Source organism: Limnohabitans sp. TEGF005 (assembly GCF_055394835.1).
Window position 1 is genome coordinate 915,809 of the sequence record NZ_AP029226.1, and the last position, 14,790, is coordinate 930,598.

Consider the following 14,790-nt stretch of genomic DNA (forward strand, 5'->3'; position numbering starts at 1 on the left):
GAAGATGGGGCGCTTTCCGAAGTGCATCCCCGTTTGCATGGTTTGGCTGGCCTTGCTCTCTATGCCTTTGGCGCAGGCCCAAGCGGTCAAGCCGATGGGCAACAAGGTCGCAGACCGGGTGACTTTGGGTGACTGGGCCATTGACCGTACCGAAGTCACCATGGGCCAGTTTGATCGTTATGTGCGGGCCACAGGCACTGTTACCCGCGCCGAAAAAGAAGGCGGCGGCTTTGAATACGGCGCAGGCTGGGAGCGGCGTCCCGGCTGGTCTTGGCGTTTTCCTGACGGTCGATCCGATGGTGTGCCAGTCAACACGGACTTGCCTGCTGTCCATCTTGACTTTGCCGAGGCGCAGGCCTATTGCCATTGGGCCGGCGGGCGCTTGCCCACAGGCGCTGAATGGCAAAAGGCCGGTTTTACCGAGCTGCGCGATGCGCCCCCGGCACCGTGGGTCAAGGGCCGCACTTACCCCTGGAGCACGGGCGACAGCCCGCAAGGCGCCAATACCAGCGACGCCGACCCTTGGCCACGGGCCGCGCCCGCCGGGGCCACACGCCAAGGTGTGAACGGCTTGTACGACATGGGGGCCAATGTGTGGGAGTGGACCACCGACGCACGGGGCGGCGAACGCCGAACTGTGGGCGGTTCTTGGTGGTACGGCGCCTTCAACATGAAGGCCGATGTGCAGGCTTTCAAACCGGCCGATTTTTACGCGGTCTACATTGGCTTTCGCTGCGCTTATGACCTCCAAAAGTCGAATACCTTTACCCCAGCCAATACCGAGAACAAGTCCCGACCATGATGTATTCCTTGCCTGAGGGCTACCGCGCCCTGGTGATCGGTGCCAGCGGCGCGATAGGCAGCGCTTTGCTGCAGCGCCTTCAAAGCGACTCGCGCTGCGTGGCCGTGCTGGGCGTGTCGCGCCAAAGCACGCCGGGGCTGGACTTGCTGAGCGAGGCCAGCATCGCGGCCTGCGCGCAGGCGCTGGCAGCACAAGGGCCATTCCATTTGGTGCTGGACGCCACCGGGGCGCTCACCTTGAACGGTCGTGGACCCGAAAAACGGCTGGACGAACTGGACGCCGCGCATTTGCTGGCGGCGCTGCAGTTGAACGCGGTGGGTCCGGGCCTCTTGCTCAAGCACTTTGTGCCTTTGCTGGCTTCGGGTGAGCGTGTCATTTGGGGCAAGCTGTCAGCGCGTGTGGGCAGCATCGAAGACAACCGCAAAGGTGGCTGGTATGGCTACCGCGCCGCCAAAGCCGCGCTCAACATGCTGCTGCAAACCGCGGCCATCGAGGTCGCGCGGCGCAAGCCCTTGGCCGTGGTGTCGGCCTTGCAACCCGGCACCGTGCAATCGGCCTTGAGCCAGCCATTTGTGGGCGACGACGCCCTGCGTCCAGACGATTCGGCCGGTCGTTTGCTGTCTGTTTTGGATGCCTTGCAGCCCACTGGGCGTGCGCAGTTTGTGGACCATCAGGGGCAACACATTCCTTGGTGATGCGCCAATGCGGGCTTCAACAAGAGCGGTGTGATGGACAATCCTTGTTATTAAAAAATCAGGGAGTGGTTCATGAGTTTGCAAGCGTGGTGGCTTTTTGTTGTGATGACTTTTGTGGTGTCGGCCACGCCGGGGCCCAATATGTTGTTGGTGATGAGTCACAGCGCCCGTTTTGGCCTGCGATCTGCGGTCATGACCATGGCTGGTTGCATGAGCGCTTTGCTGTGCATGATGAGCATTTCGGCTGCGGGATTGGGCGCTTTGCTGCACACCTTTCCAGCGGTGTTTGACGCCTTGCGTTATTTAGGCGCGGCCTATCTGGCTTATCTGGGCTACAAGTTGTGGCGTGCTGGCGTGGCGGCCAAGTCGGACCAGGATGTCCCTGTGCCAGACCAAGCTTTTCGCAGCGGCGGGTCTTTTTACAGGCAGGGCTTGGCGGTGGCGGCCAGCAACCCGAAAGCGATTGTGTTTTCCGCCGCGTTTTTCCCGCAGTTCATTCAGCCTGATCGGCCTGCGCTGATGCAGTTCGGTATCTTGCTGGCCACCTTCACGGTGATCGAGGTGAGTTGGTATTTGATTTACGCGGTCAGCGGCCACAAACTGTCGCGATTTTTGCAGCAAACCCATGTCATGAAAAATTTCAACCGCATCACGGGTGGCGTGTTTGTGGGTTTTGCCGCCTTGATGGCGGCCAGTCGTTGAATTTCTCAGTACTCTGACTGACTTGGCATCCGATTTACCCCCGCCAACTGTGCGCCAAGCTGTGGATAAGTCCATGAACAAGCCCTGAGACCCGCATGCCTCATAGCCTGGCGCATGGTGATTAAATAATGGGCAGCACGGACTCAGTCCAGCGCTTTGGTGATTTTGTGGCGCGGCACGGTGGGTTTGGGGCATTGGCCTTTGGGCAACTCAAACCATTGGCGCACATCGTTGTCGACGCCCACGCCGTGCATGAAGTTGTAAATCGCTTTTTTAAGGCCTTGGCCCAGCAGGTCGTGGTCCACGCCCGGGGGCATGGGGGTCGGGTCGACAAAGCCCACATCGTTTTGGGCAAACGTGCCTTCGGGCAGCGGCAAAAGCGTGACGCCGTAAGCCTGTGGGTTTTGCCCCACGGGGGAGTGCACGGTGCAGACAAAGCGGTGAAAAAACCCGCTGTGGATGCAGCCGTTTTCAAACAGCTGGCGCACGTATTCGAGCGCGTCCACCGTGTCTTGCACGGTTTGCGTCGGAAAGCCGTACATCAGGTAGGCGTGCACCAGCACACCCGCATCGGCAAAGCCTTTGGTCACTTGTGCCACCTGTTCGACCGAGACGCCTTTTTTCATCAGCTGAAGCAGGCGGTCAGACGCGACTTCAAGCCCGCCCGACATGGCGATGCAGCCGCTTTGGGCCAGCAGTTCGCACAACTCGGGGGTGAAGGTTTTTTCAAAGCGGATATTGCCCCACCATGAAATTTGCACGCCCCGGCGCAGCAGTTCTTCGGCCAAGGCCTTGAGGGCTTTGGGGGGGGCGGCTTCGTCCACAAAGTGAAAGCCGGTTTGGCCTGTTTCGGCCACGATCTGCTCGATGCGGTCGACCAAGGTGCTGGCCTGCGCGGTTTCGTAGCGGCTGATGTAGTCCAAGCTCACATCGCAAAAGCTGCACTTCTTCCAGTAGCAGCCGTGCGCCACCGTGAGCTTGTTCCAACGTCCATCGCTCCACAGCCGGTTCATGGGGTTGAGCATGTCCAGCAACGACAGGTACTGGTGCAGCGGCAGACCATCCCAAGTGGGCGTGCCCACGTCTTCAAAGGCGATGTCGGGCTCTTGCAGGTGGATGTACTGCACCTGGCCCGCCTCGTTTTTGAGGAAAGTGCGCTGCAGGCGCTGCACGCCGCGCTGGCCTTGCAGGTGCTCGATCAGGCTGAGCAATGGGCGTTCACCGCCATCCAGCGTGACGAAATCCACATGGTCGAACACGCGCGCGTCTTTCAGCTCGCGCAGCTCGGTGTTGACAAAGCCACCCCCCAAACCGATGCGAATGTGTGGGTGCGCCCGCTTGATGCATTGGGCGATGCGAAAGGCCGCATAGACCGAGCCGGGGAAGGGCACCGACAGCAGCACCAGCGTGGGCTGGTGGCGCTCAACCGCCTGCAAGGCCAAGCGCTCCAGCGTGGTGTCGATCAGGTTGGGCGGTTCGGCCAAGGCGCTGGCCAGTGCGTCAAAGCTGGGTTGGCTGGCGGCCAGGCGCTCGGCATAGCGCACGAATTCAAAGCCTTCGTCCACGGCATCGCGCAGCACATCGGCCAAGTCGTTCAAATACAGCGTGGCCAGGTGCCGGGCACGGTCGGTCTGGCCCAGTGCACCAAAGGCCCAGCCAATGGGGTCGCCCGTTCCATCGTCTTCGTAAGCGTCAAGTGCTGCAAAGCGTGGGCCTTCGGGCAAAAAGCCCCGGCCTGCGATGCGGTGGCTCAAGGTACTGTCGCGGCCTTGTAAAAATGCAATGACGGGCTCGATGCTGGCGGCGTAGTCCTTGAAGTGGTCAAGGAAAAAGTTCACCGGCCCCGATCGGTCTTCGATGGGCAAGGCCATGGCGGCATCGCGTAAATCGGTCAGCCCTGGTTTGTTCAACAAGGCCAGTACCGTGGCCAGCGCCAGGTCTTCTTGCACCGCATCGAAACCCCGCGAACGCAGAAACCCCGTCAGGTAAGCCGTGGAAGGGTAGGGCGTGTTGAGCTGCGTCATCGGCGGGATGAGGCTCAGGATTTTGAAGGGGGCGGGGCTGGGCATGGGGCAAGCGATTTTCAAACAGTGAGGGGGATTATCAACGGGCGCAGCCATTGGCCTGAGTCGGCAACAGGGGCCGCCATTTGTGCAATAGGGGCGTTAACATCTGGCAGCCCTTTCAGCGAGCCCAGCGCCTGCACAGACTGTACCCATGACTTTTTTCCGATGACCTCCTTGCCCGATACGCCTGTAGATGCACCGCTGTCTCTGTCCGCCTTGGCGGTTCAGCCTGATGCTCACACCCCACTGAGCCCGGCGCAGCAGCGTTTCAATGCCTTGTTGGCCCGCATCGAGTTGCTCTCGGGCCAGATTCAACGCTTGGAAGTTTGGTCAGACCAGCACCGTTACACCCACATTCAGGCCTTGCGTGAGTCGGTGCAACAAGCGCAGGCCCACCGAAAAAGTCTGTTGTTGTTTGTGCATGAACGCTTGCAGGCGGCAGACCTGACGGCACAACAGCAACGCATGGCCCGTGGCAAGCTGCGCAGCCTGATCGAACAACTGTCTGCCACTGCTGATCCACAAGTGCAGGCGTTGGCCGATTTGTACGTGAGCGAAGAGGACACCCAAGAGGCCGCCGAAGAACAGGCCGAGGCGGCCCAGCGCCTGCGTGAACGCATCGAAGAAGCGCTGGGCCAGCCGCTTGAAAAACCCAGCCAGTATCAGACGCCTGAAGAAATGATGCAGGCGGGCATGCGCCAGTGGCAGCGCCAGCAGCAAGCCGACGATGACCGCAAGGCCGCCAAGCGTGCGGCCCGAAAAACGCAAAAACAAGCGCAAAAAGAGGCCCAAAAGAAAAGCACTGCCGCCGACAATGGCCAAGTGCCGGTGGCCATGCTGCGCGAAGCCGATGCCAAAAGCGCGATTCGCACGATTTTTCGGCAACTGGCCAGCGCCTTGCACCCGGACCGCGAACCCGACGAGTCAGCGCGTTTGCGCAAAACCGGTTTGATGAGCGAGGTCAATGCCGCTTATGAGAGAAATGACTTGACGACTTTGCTGCGTCTGCAAATGCAGGTGAGCCAAGTCAACCCCCAAAACAAGGCAGGCACCGCACGCATGGCCGACGACAAATTGCTCGCCATGTGCCTGTTGCTCAAAGAGCAGGTGGCCGCGCTGGAAGACGACTTGGACCAGTTGCAAAGCCGTCTGAGTCGTGAGTTGTGTGTGCCGGTACGGGCCGACGCCGACGAGGCCTTGCTGAGCCAGTCATTGCAGCGCATCCAAGCCGATCAGCGCCACAGCGCAGACAGCCTGGCCCGTGATTTGCGCCGGATTCAAAACGAGGCAGAACTCAAGCGTTGGCTGAAAGAGCAGTGGCAGATGGCCAAGGAAGCCGTTGTGACTTCTACTGATTTTTGAGCCGCGTTAAAGCCACTTGTGCATGAAGCTGGCTTGGCCCGCTGCGGGGTCCAAGGCATAGGGTTCAAAACCAAAACCCAAATAACTTTTCAGAGCCTGCGCATTGCCTGTCAGCACTTCGAGCGTGAGCTTGCAACAGCCGCGCGATTGGGCATGCTGTTGGGCGGCGGCCAGCAAGGCTTGGCCCACGCCTTGCCCACGGTGGCTGTGCAGCACGGCGATGTCGTGGATGTTCATCAAAGGTTTTGCCTTGAAGGTGGAATAGCCTTCGATGCAGTTGACCAGGCCCACAGGCGCATCGCCCAGCCAGGCAATGAAGCTGGCGGCAGCAGGCCGCGCAGCCAGGTCATCGCACAGGCGTGCCTTCACATCCTGCTGTAGGCCTTCACCACCGCCCATCGGGTCGCGCGCATAGGCATCAAGCAGCATGACCAGTGCATCGCGATCGGCGGGGTGGCGGTAATTGACAGGCAGGACGTGAAGGGTCATGGTTCAAGCCGCTGCTGCAGCGGTGGTGGGTGTAGCAAACGAACGCGCATTTTGCCCCATGCTTTGCAGCACATGCCCAGCCAGTTGGTGCGCCGTGATGGCCGACAAAGTCCAACCCAAATGGCCGTGACCGGTGTTGTAGAACACGTTGGCCTTTTTGCCTGCGCCGACACGCGGCAGCATGGTGGGCATCATGGGACGCAAACCGGCCCAGGGCTCCACGCGACGGGTGTCTACGCCCGGGAAGCATTCGTTGACCCAGTTGACCAAGGGCTTGATGCGGTCGGCGCGAATGTCCAGGTCGATGCCGTTGAATTCGGCGGTGCCCGCCACGCGGAAACGGTCTGTGCCCAGACGGCTGGTGACCAGCTTGGTTTCGTCGTCCAGCAAACTCACTTGGGGTGCTGCGGCCTGGCTGGCTTCGTCGTTCAGACCGACGGTGATCGAGTAGCCCTTGACCGGATAGATGTTCAAACGGTCGCCCAATTGAGCGGCCAACTTGCGTCCGTGCACGCCAGCGCAGATCACGATGCCGTCAAAGCTGAGGGTCTCGGTTTGGCCTTGGTGCTGCACTTGCACCGTGGCGGTTTGGCCATTGGCATCAACGCTCAGCACTTGGTGTTCAGTCAAGATCTTCACGCCCAAGCGTTCGCAAGCTTTGGCCAAGCCAAAAGTGAACTTGTGGATGTCGCCCGTTGAATCGCTTTCGGTGAAATAACCGCCGTAGTACTGGCCCTGCAATGTGGGTTCGATGGCTTTCATTTCAGAGGGTGTCACGGCTTGGCGTGGCAGGCCGCCTTGCGCCAGCAGTTTGGACACTTGGCCCGCGTGGTCAAAACCTTTTTTGTCGCGGTAGATGTGCAAGATGCCTTCGCGCTTGTGGTCGAAGTCGATGCCTTCGGCCTTGGCCCACGCAAAGTGGTGTTCGCGCGACGCGATGGCCAGTTGGGCCGTGGCGATGGTGTTCTCTTTGTACTTGGGAATTGCGGCCACAAATTCGGCCATCCAGCTGAGTTTGTGCCAAGTGGGCGCTGGGTTCATCAAGAGCGGGGCGTCGCTCTTGAGCATCCATTTGAGGCCCTTGATGATGGTCGACGGGTGAGTCCAGACCTCGGCGTTGGATGCGGAGAGCTGACCGCCATTGGCATAGGATGTTTCCATGCCGGGGTAGCGATTTTTCTCGATCAGGGTGACCTGGATGCCTTGTTGGGCCAGTGCATAGGCGCTGGTGATGCCCGTGATGCCGCCGCCGACAATCACCATGTGTTTTTTGACCCTGTTTGTCATGGGAGTTCTCTCAATAAAAGCGTCTCAAACGGATGGACGAACTGCACACCGGATGTGTGCAGAACGACCCCCTCTGTTTGAAACCTGAGAGATTCACCCGGCCCGGATGGGGCATGGGTTTGCTCCTGCGGTGTGCCGGGGGACGAATCCCGGCAACTCTTCAGAGTGCATTGTTCACCACGGTCCTTTTGCCTGAGAGTTTCCGGGGTGGTTGCTCCTTCGGCGTTGAAGGCTTGGGGCCTTCAATCTCTCCCACGGTGAACGTCGGATTGGGTCCGACTCGGGGTGACGGTTGCAAAACCGGCGTCACCCCACTTGGAAGCTGAAAAACTGGATTCTACAGACAGCGCTCAGGCTGTCAATTTTTGGTAGCTGGCCTCGTCATGCAAAGCGTCCAAGTCGGCGCGCTGGGTCAGCTTGACTTTGAAAAACCAACCTTGACCCAAAGGATCGGAGTTGGCCAGGGACGGGTCTGCGCGCAGAGCCTCATTGACCTCGATGATTTCTCCACCGGCAGGCATGTGCACGTCGGCGGCGGCTTTGACCGACTCGACCACGCCAGCCACTTCTTTGGCGGCAAAGGTTTTGCCAATGGCAGGCAGGTCGACAAAAACGATGTCGCCCAAGGTGTCTTGGGCGTGCAGGGTGATGCCCATGACAGCGGTGTCACCGTCACCTTCGATTTGGAGCCAAGTGTGGTCTTCGGAGTATTGGATGGGCATGGTAGGCAATAAAAAGGCCTGGCCCGAATGGGCCAGGCTCTGTATGAATGCGCTGAATTCTAGCTTTATTTGGCGTAAACCAAATCACGTAAAGTCAACGACAAGGCAGGCACGTAGCTCACCACCATGAGGCAGACCAGGATCACCAGAACGAAGGGAATCAAGTCTTTGATCATCCGGTCCAGCGAGATACGGGCAACGGTGCAGGCCGCGAACAGGTTCACACCAAAAGGCGGTGTGATCATGCCCAAGGCCAGGTTGACCACCATGACCAAACCAAAGTGCACAGGGTCGATGCCGAAGTGCACGGCCACAGGGGCCAGGATGGGGGCCAGCACAATGATGGCGGCGCTGGTTTCGATGAACATGCCGATGAAGAACAAGGCCACATTGACACCCAACAGGAAATAAGCGGGCGACTTGAGCACGTCTTGCAACCAGTGACCGATGGCTTCGGGCACGCCTGCGCGGGTGATCAAAAAGGCGAACAAACCTGCATTGGCAATGATGAACATGATCACCGCGCTGGACAGTACAGATTTGCGCATGATCGTGAACAGATCTTTGAGCTTGATCTCGCGGTAGATGAGCGTGCCGACCAACAGCGCATAAAACACCGCGACCGCCGAGGCTTCGGTGGGCGTGAACACCCCGCCGTAAATACCGCCCAAAATGATCACCGGCATCATGAGCGCCCAACCGGCCTGCCATGTGGCCTTGCCAAAACTGAGGCGACCATCGCCATCGTTTTTGCCCCAGCCTTTGTATTTGCAATACACCCAGACCCAGAACATCAGGGCTGCACCAATGAACAGGCCTGGACCAAAACCGGCAATGAACAACTCGCCAATCGACACCTCGGCGCTGACGCCGTAAAGAATCATCGGAATCGAGGGCGGAATGATCACCCCCAGCTCGGCCGATGTGGCCTGCAATGAAGCCGCATAGGTGGTTGGGTAGCCGTGCTTGATGAGCGCGGGAATCAGGATGGTGCCGATGGCGAAGGTGGTGGCCACCGATGAGCCTGACACCGCAGCAAAGATCATGCAAGTCAGCACGCAGGTCATGGGCAAGCCGCCTTGCACGCCGCCTACGATGCTCTTGGCAAACTCCACCAGGCGGCGCGAGATGCCGCCGGTCTCCATGATGTTGCCTGCCAGGATGAAGAAGGGGATGGCGGCCAGCGGGAACTTGTTGATCGAATTGAACATCTCCTTGACGGAGATGAGCATGTTGGCATTGCCGATTTGAATGCCGACGATGGCCGACAAACCAATGGACACGGCCACGGAAATGGTGAGTGCAAAGCACAGCACCATGGTGCAAAGCATGACGACGCTCATTGTGCGGTCTCCAGTTCAAGGCGCTGTGGATCAAGCCAATTGCCGATGATGCTGATCACGCTGAAGCACGCGCCCACTGGCAAAGCCATGTAGGCCCAAAACATGGACACATCTTCCAGACCGATCATGGACTGGACTTTGCCCCGATTGGCATAGTCCCAACCCCACCAAATGATGATGCACACCAAAGTCAGCGCGGCAACAGCCACGGCGGTGTCCAGGACTTTTTTCATGCGCGGCCCGCTCCAGCGGTACAGCACGTCCACGCTCACCATGGAGCCCTGACGAAAGGCCATGGGGATGCCCATGAAAACCATCCAGATCAAGCTGAAGCGGATGATGACCTCGGTCCATTCGAGCGGCATCTCCAGCACAAAGCGGGTGAAGATTTGCAAAATGCCCAAGCAGGCTGCCACGGTCAGCATCAAACAGGCCACGAGCATGGACAAAGCGGTGGTCCACTTCTCCACGCTCAAATAAAGCGATCGCATAAAAATTCCTTCACAACAGAATCAAAAACGCCCGCCAATCCAGAATTGGTCGGGCGTTTTGTACAAGCGTTAAATCACTTGAAATTGCGGATGCGATCCAGGTTGGGTTTGCCGAACTGCTTTTCAAACTCGGCGTTGATGGGGCCCAAGGTGGCGACGAACTTGGATTTGTCCACGTTCTCGATCACGTTCATGCCTTTTTTGCGCAACTCGGCTACGCCGTTGGCGTCGTCCTTGTCAACGCGTGCACGGTTGACCTTGACGGCTTCTTTTGCCGCATCCAGGAAGATCTGTTTGTCCGCAGCGCTCAATTTGTCGTAGCTGGCTTTGTTCATCAAGATGATGCAAGGTGAGTAGACGTGGCCAGTCAGCGACAAGTGCTTTTGGACCTGGTCAAAGTTGGACGCCATGATCACTGACAAGGGGTTTTCTTGGCCGTCCACAGTGCCTTGCTGCAATGCGGTGAACACTTCAGGGAACGCCATGGGCGTGGTCACGATGCCCAGGCCTTTGTAAGCGGCTACGTGCACGGGGTTTTCCATGGTGCGCATTTTCAGGCCCTTCAAATCGCCTGGCTCGTTGACGGCACGCTTGCTGTTGGTCATGTGACGCACGCCGTTTTCACCCCAGGCCAAGGCCTTGAAACCTTTGGATTCGAACTTGGTCAGCAACTCCTGGCCGATGGGGCCGTCCAGCACCGCACGAGCGTGCGCTTTGTCACGGAACAAGAAAGGCACGTCAAGGATGCGTGCCTCGGGAACGAAATTGGGAACGGGACCTGTGGAGGTGGTGGCCAACTCTTGGGTGCCCAGTTGCACTGATTCGATGGACTCACGCTCGCCGCCCAAAGAACCAGAGTAGAAGTTCTGGATCTTGATGCGACCGTTGGTGCGCTTTTCCACTTCTTTGGCCAAGGTATCGATGGCCTCGCCTTGGTGTGAATTTTGTGCGATCGAAATGCTGTTACGCATGACGGTTTGAGCAGAGGCGGCGGACATGAAGCCGATGGCCAAAGTCAGGCCCAGCATCAATTTGTTCAATTTCATTCGAAGCTCCTCGTGGATGAGTGGACGATAACAGGTTGCGGATCAACTTGTCATACAAGTTTGATTATGGAGGGCTCTTTGGCCAGATGGGCTACGGGTTTTCGAGGGGGTGGTGATGCCAAGGTGACGCTAAAAAAGCACAGTGAATCGCCAAAAAAAGAGGCCCCTCGGGGCCTCTTTAAAAACAGGGCAATCTCACATGCCGGTGTAGTTGGGGCCACCGCCGCCTTCGGGTGTGACCCACACGATGTTTTGGGTGGGGTCTTTGATGTCGCAGGTTTTGCAGTGCACGCAGTTTTGCGCGTTGATCTGCAAGCGGTCGCTGTTGTCTGCGTTCTTGACGTATTCGTACACACCGGCCGGGCAGTAGCGGCTTTCTGGCCCGGCAAATTGGGCCAGGTTGATGGCCACAGGCACCGAGGCGTCTTTGAGCGTCAGATGCGCCGGTTGATTTTCTTCGTGGTTGGTATTGCTGATAAAGACGCTGCTCAAACGGTCAAACGTGAGCTTGCCATCGGGTTTGGGATACTCGATTTTTTCGCACTCGGCGGCGGGTTTGAGGTAGGTGTGGTCGGCTTTGTTACGACGCAGCGTCCAGGGAATGTGGCCGCGCAGCACGAACTGCTCGAACCCGTTCATGAGTGTGGCCACGGTCAGGCCTTTTTTGAACCAGCTCTTGAAGTTGCGCGACTTGTTCAGTTCGGTGTGCAGCCAACTGGCTTCGAAGGCCTCGGGGTAGGCGGCCAATTCGTCGTGCTGACGACCTGCCAGCAGCGCGTCGTAAGCGGCTTCGGCCGCCAGCATGCCGGTTTTAATGGCGGCATGGCTGCCCTTGATGCGGCTGACGTTCAGATAACCGGCATCACAGCCGACCAATGCGCCACCGGGGAACACAGTCTTGGGCAGGCTCATCAAGCCGCCTGCGGTGATGGCGCGTGCGCCGTAGCCGATGCGCTTGGCATTGACCTCACCCTTGTCATTGGTGAAGTACCACTTGATGTTGTTGTGGGTTTTCCAGCGTTGGAACTCTTCAAACGGGCTCAACCAGGGGTTGGCATAGTCCAGGCCTACCACGTAACCGATGGCGATCTTGTTGTCTTCCATGTGGTACATGAACGCGCCACCATAGGTGTCGTTGTTCATGGGCCAACCAGCGGTGTGCATCACAAAACCAGGGGTGTGGCGAGAAGGGTCAATTTCCCAGACTTCTTTGATGCCGATGCCGTAGGTTTGAGGGTCACGGCCCTCGTCGAGTTTGTACTTGGCGATCAGTTGCTTGCCCAGATGGCCGCGTGCGCCTTCGGCAAACACCGTGTATTTGGCGTGCAATTCCATGCCCAGCTGGAAGTTCTCTGTCGGCTCGCCGTCTTTGCCTACGCCCATATTGCCAGTGGCCACGCCCTTGACTGAACCGTCTTCGGTGTACAGGACTTCGGCAGCGGTGAAGCCGGGGAAGATTTCCACGCCCAGGTTTTCGGCCTGCTGGCCCAACCACCGTGTGAAGTTGCTCAGGCTGATGATGTAGTTGCCGTGGTTTTGTGCGCATTCGGGCAAGAACATGCCGGGGGTGCGGGTGGCGCTGGTTTCGCTCAAAAAGCTCCAGGCATCATCGGTCACGGGCTGATTGAGCGGCGCTCCGCGTTCTTTCCAATCCGGGAAAAGTTCGGTCAGGGCCTTGGGGTCCATGATCGCGCCCGAGAGGATGTGGGCACCAGGCTCACCGCCCTTTTCCAGCACCACAACAGACACATCGCTGCCTTTTTCTGCCGCCAGCTGCTTCAGACGGATGGCCGTGGACAGGCCTGCGGGGCCGCCACCAACCACGACCACGTCGTATTCCATGGATTCGCGCGGGCCATAAGTGCTCAAAATTTCTTCGGGGCTCATGAACGTCTCTGTTTGAAGTTGTGGATTCGGGCCGGCACGGGCGTGTCGGGCGTGTGACTCATTTTATGCGGCAGAAAGGCGCTTGCCCCGCACAATGGTGTCACCCGTTGGCAGCAACGGGGATGAACCTCTTTGGAGAATTTGCCATGGCTTATGAAATTGATTTGTCGGGCCGCGTGGCCTTGGTCACCGGGGCGTCGGGTGGCTTGGGTGCCCAATTTGCCAAAACTCTGGCTGCCGCCGGCGCCGGGGTGGTTCTGGCGAGTCGTCGGCTTGACAAGCTGAAAGACCTGCGTGCAGAAATCGAAGCTGCGGGCGGTGACGCCGATGTGGTCGAAATGGATGTGACCGACCGGCACAGCATTGCCGCCGCCGTTGCCCATGCCGAAACCAAGATGGGCAGCATCGACATTTTGGTCAACAACTCTGGGGTGAGCACCACCCAGCGCATCCAGGATGTGACGGAGGAAGATTACGACTTCATCATGAACACCAATGTACGCGGTGCGTTCTTTGTGGCGCAAGAGGTGGGCAAACGCATGTTGGCACGGGCCAAGGGGGCTGCACCGGGCAGTTTTACGGGTGGGCGGATCATCAACATCGCCTCTATGGCGGGGCTGAAAGTGCTGCCGCAAATTGGTGTTTATTGCATGAGCAAGGCGGCCGTGGTGCAGATGACCAAGGCCTTTGCGGTGGAGTGGGGCAAGTTTGGCATCAACGTGAATGCGATTTGCCCCGGCTACATCGACACCGAAATCAATCACCACCACTGGCAAACCGAGCAAGGCCAAAAACTCATCAGCATGCTGCCACGCAAGCGCGTGGGCCAGCCGCAAGACTTGGACGCTTTGCTGATGCTGCTGGCCAGCGACCAGAGCCACTTCATCAATGGCGCTGTGATTTCAGCTGACGATGGTTTCGCGGTCTAAAACCCATTGACCCTGCCCGTTTGGGTGCGGGCCTGGGTCAATGAATCAGGTTTTTACGCAGCCGACTGTGCTGGTGTCCCTACCGCACGCCACTGATCGGCGTGGCTTTGCAGCCAGTCTTGCGACAGCGTGGCGCTGCCCACTTGCATGGGGTGAAAGTCTTTGCGGGTGTAGGCCCACAAAGGCTTGGCAATGCGCCAAACCATGCCGTGGCGACCGAATAAAAACTGGCCCGCAGACCACCAGGTTGAGGGCTTGAACAGCGTCTTGTCGTGCCAGAGGTTGTTGATGGTTTGGCGCAGCACATCGGTGCTGAACTGAACGGTCACAAACCAGAACCAGCGCATGCGCCAAGTGTGGTTGCCACCCAGGCGCTGATACAGGTCAAAGGCCACGCATTTGTGCTCGGACTCTTCAGCTGCATGCCAGCGCCACAGGGTTTTAAGCGGCTCCTCGGCGCCGGCAAACCAGTCACCGGGCTGGTCCATGCGATCCAGAGTCAGGTCGCCAAAAATCGAGGTGAAGTGTTCAAAGGCGGCGGTGATGGCCAACTCATGCAAATAGCCTTTGTCGCTTTTGCTGAAAAATTCTTCGCGGCCTTTTTTCAACCGCTGCTCGGCACGTGGGCCCCAGTGATTAACCAAGCCTTGTTTTTCCAGATGGGCGTTGTACAAGCCATGCAGGTGGCGGTGAGTGGCCTCTTGCCCAACAAAGCCCTTGGCAATGTGCTTGAGTTCGTCGTTTTCTGGCGTGTTTGGTAGGTTTTTGGCCCCAGCTTTAACCGCGTCAATGAAAGCCTGTTCGCCGACAGGAAAACTCATCGACAAGGCGTTGGCGTAAGCCGTTAAAAAGGCATCGCCGCCGTTCCAGTGGCGAGAAAAGCCTTGACTCAGGTCTACGCTCAAGCGTCGAACGGTCAATTCGGTGGGGGCGTTGGGATGGGTGTTCATGGAACTTCTCTCTTGTGAT

General features: G+C 58.5%; 14 protein-coding genes and 1 riboswitch. Of the genes, 5 read left to right on the forward strand and 9 right to left on the reverse strand.

From position 1 onward, the window contains the following. The first annotated feature begins 4 nt into the window (after positions 1–4). From ACZ5RG_RS04375 to ACZ5RG_RS04385, 3 genes are all read left to right on the forward strand, one after another. The gene (locus ACZ5RG_RS04375) at positions 5–802 is read left to right on the forward strand and encodes a formylglycine-generating enzyme family protein (RefSeq protein ID WP_464448177.1); all 798 of its coding nucleotides are present in this window, start codon (positions 5–7) and stop codon (positions 800–802) included. Continuing rightward, entirely contained in the window at positions 799–1,497 is a 699-nt protein-coding gene (locus ACZ5RG_RS04380) for an SDR family NAD(P)-dependent oxidoreductase (protein ID WP_464447869.1), read from the forward strand. The genes ACZ5RG_RS04375 and ACZ5RG_RS04380 overlap by 4 nt, the downstream gene beginning before the upstream one ends. Before the next feature lie 72 nt (positions 1,498–1,569). Further along, positions 1,570–2,199, forward strand: a complete 630-nt coding sequence (locus ACZ5RG_RS04385) for a LysE family translocator (RefSeq protein WP_298597972.1) — start codon at positions 1,570–1,572, stop codon at positions 2,197–2,199. A gap of 143 nt (positions 2,200–2,342) precedes the next feature. Here ACZ5RG_RS04385 and ACZ5RG_RS04390 read toward each other — a convergent pair whose 3' ends face one another. Then, positions 2,343–4,268, reverse strand: a complete 1,926-nt coding sequence (locus ACZ5RG_RS04390; RefSeq protein ID WP_464447870.1) for a B12-binding domain-containing radical SAM protein — start codon at positions 4,266–4,268, stop codon at positions 2,343–2,345. A 162-nt stretch (positions 4,269–4,430) separates the two neighbouring features. Between ACZ5RG_RS04390 and ACZ5RG_RS04395 the strand changes: the two genes are divergently transcribed. Continuing rightward, on the forward strand, positions 4,431–5,627 hold the full coding sequence (locus tag ACZ5RG_RS04395) for a hypothetical protein (RefSeq protein WP_464447871.1): 1,197 nt from the start codon (positions 4,431–4,433) through the stop codon (positions 5,625–5,627). A 6-nt stretch (positions 5,628–5,633) separates the two neighbouring features. Here ACZ5RG_RS04395 and ACZ5RG_RS04400 read toward each other — a convergent pair whose 3' ends face one another. The 7 genes from ACZ5RG_RS04400 to ACZ5RG_RS04430 form a co-directional block, all read right to left on the reverse strand. Then, positions 5,634–6,116 carry a GNAT family N-acetyltransferase gene (locus ACZ5RG_RS04400; protein WP_298597982.1) on the reverse strand — a complete coding sequence of 161 codons (483 nt, stop codon included), beginning with the start codon at positions 6,114–6,116 and terminating at the stop codon, positions 5,634–5,636. Positions 6,117–6,119: 3 nt separating this feature from the next. Next, positions 6,120–7,403, reverse strand: coding sequence for a D-amino acid dehydrogenase (locus ACZ5RG_RS04405; protein WP_464447872.1), 1,284 nt, complete (start codon positions 7,401–7,403; stop codon positions 6,120–6,122). A gap of 170 nt (positions 7,404–7,573) precedes the next feature. Further along, positions 7,574–7,668, reverse strand: a riboswitch (glycine riboswitch). Between the two features lie 85 nt (positions 7,669–7,753). Beyond that, complete coding sequence (gcvH, locus tag ACZ5RG_RS04410) at positions 7,754–8,125, reverse strand: glycine cleavage system protein GcvH (protein ID WP_298597988.1); 372 nt, start codon at positions 8,123–8,125, stop codon at positions 7,754–7,756. A gap of 65 nt (positions 8,126–8,190) precedes the next feature. Further along, positions 8,191–9,468, reverse strand: coding sequence for a TRAP transporter large permease (locus ACZ5RG_RS04415; RefSeq protein ID WP_464447873.1), 1,278 nt, complete (start codon positions 9,466–9,468; stop codon positions 8,191–8,193). Then, a complete protein-coding gene (locus tag ACZ5RG_RS04420) occupies positions 9,465–9,959 on the reverse strand; it encodes a TRAP transporter small permease (RefSeq protein ID WP_464447874.1) in 495 nt (164 codons plus the stop codon). Before ACZ5RG_RS04420 ends, ACZ5RG_RS04415 begins: the two co-directional genes overlap by 4 nt. Positions 9,960–10,033: 74 nt before the next feature. After that, the gene (locus ACZ5RG_RS04425) at positions 10,034–11,005 is read right to left on the reverse strand and encodes a TRAP transporter substrate-binding protein (protein ID WP_464447875.1); all 972 of its coding nucleotides are present in this window, start codon (positions 11,003–11,005) and stop codon (positions 10,034–10,036) included. A 195-nt stretch (positions 11,006–11,200) separates the two neighbouring features. Then, complete coding sequence (locus tag ACZ5RG_RS04430) at positions 11,201–12,892, reverse strand: electron transfer flavoprotein-ubiquinone oxidoreductase (protein ID WP_464447876.1); 1,692 nt, start codon at positions 12,890–12,892, stop codon at positions 11,201–11,203. Positions 12,893–13,038: 146 nt separating this feature from the next. Between ACZ5RG_RS04430 and ACZ5RG_RS04435 the strand changes: the two genes are divergently transcribed. Then, a complete protein-coding gene (locus tag ACZ5RG_RS04435) occupies positions 13,039–13,821 on the forward strand; it encodes an SDR family oxidoreductase (RefSeq protein WP_464447877.1) in 783 nt (260 codons plus the stop codon). Positions 13,822–13,874: 53 nt separating this feature from the next. Here the strand turns inward: ACZ5RG_RS04435 and ACZ5RG_RS04440 are convergent, their stop codons facing one another. Then, positions 13,875–14,771: a metal-dependent hydrolase gene (locus ACZ5RG_RS04440; RefSeq protein ID WP_464447878.1), complete on the reverse strand. Its 897-nt coding sequence runs from the start codon at positions 14,769–14,771 to the stop codon at positions 13,875–13,877. Positions 14,772–14,790: the final 19 nt, after the last annotated feature.

Excerpts from the sequence above, each read along its gene's own strand:
- ACZ5RG_RS04380 (WP_464447869.1), top strand. The coding sequence starts at position 799 with ATGATGTATTCCTTGCCTGAGGGCTACCGCGCCCTGGTGATCGGTGCC.
- ACZ5RG_RS04425 (WP_464447875.1), bottom strand. The coding sequence starts at position 11,005 with ATGAAATTGAACAAATTGATGCTGGGCCTGACTTTGGCCATCGGCTTC.
- ACZ5RG_RS04435 (WP_464447877.1), top strand. The coding sequence starts at position 13,039 with ATGGCTTATGAAATTGATTTGTCGGGCCGCGTGGCCTTGGTCACCGGG.
- ACZ5RG_RS04385 (WP_298597972.1), top strand. The coding sequence starts at position 1,570 with ATGAGTTTGCAAGCGTGGTGGCTTTTTGTTGTGATGACTTTTGTGGTG.
- ACZ5RG_RS04395 (WP_464447871.1), top strand. The coding sequence starts at position 4,431 with ATGACCTCCTTGCCCGATACGCCTGTAGATGCACCGCTGTCTCTGTCC.
- ACZ5RG_RS04420 (WP_464447874.1), bottom strand. The coding sequence starts at position 9,959 with ATGCGATCGCTTTATTTGAGCGTGGAGAAGTGGACCACCGCTTTGTCC.
- ACZ5RG_RS04415 (WP_464447873.1), bottom strand. The coding sequence starts at position 9,468 with ATGAGCGTCGTCATGCTTTGCACCATGGTGCTGTGCTTTGCACTCACC.
- ACZ5RG_RS04405 (WP_464447872.1), bottom strand. The coding sequence starts at position 7,403 with ATGACAAACAGGGTCAAAAAACACATGGTGATTGTCGGCGGCGGCATC.
- ACZ5RG_RS04375 (WP_464448177.1), top strand. The coding sequence starts at position 5 with ATGGGGCGCTTTCCGAAGTGCATCCCCGTTTGCATGGTTTGGCTGGCC.
- gcvH (WP_298597988.1), bottom strand. The coding sequence starts at position 8,125 with ATGCCCATCCAATACTCCGAAGACCACACTTGGCTCCAAATCGAAGGT.
- ACZ5RG_RS04400 (WP_298597982.1), bottom strand. The coding sequence starts at position 6,116 with ATGACCCTTCACGTCCTGCCTGTCAATTACCGCCACCCCGCCGATCGC.
- ACZ5RG_RS04430 (WP_464447876.1), bottom strand. The coding sequence starts at position 12,892 with ATGAGCCCCGAAGAAATTTTGAGCACTTATGGCCCGCGCGAATCCATG.
- ACZ5RG_RS04390 (WP_464447870.1), bottom strand. The coding sequence starts at position 4,268 with ATGCCCAGCCCCGCCCCCTTCAAAATCCTGAGCCTCATCCCGCCGATG.
- ACZ5RG_RS04440 (WP_464447878.1), bottom strand. The coding sequence starts at position 14,771 with ATGAACACCCATCCCAACGCCCCCACCGAATTGACCGTTCGACGCTTG.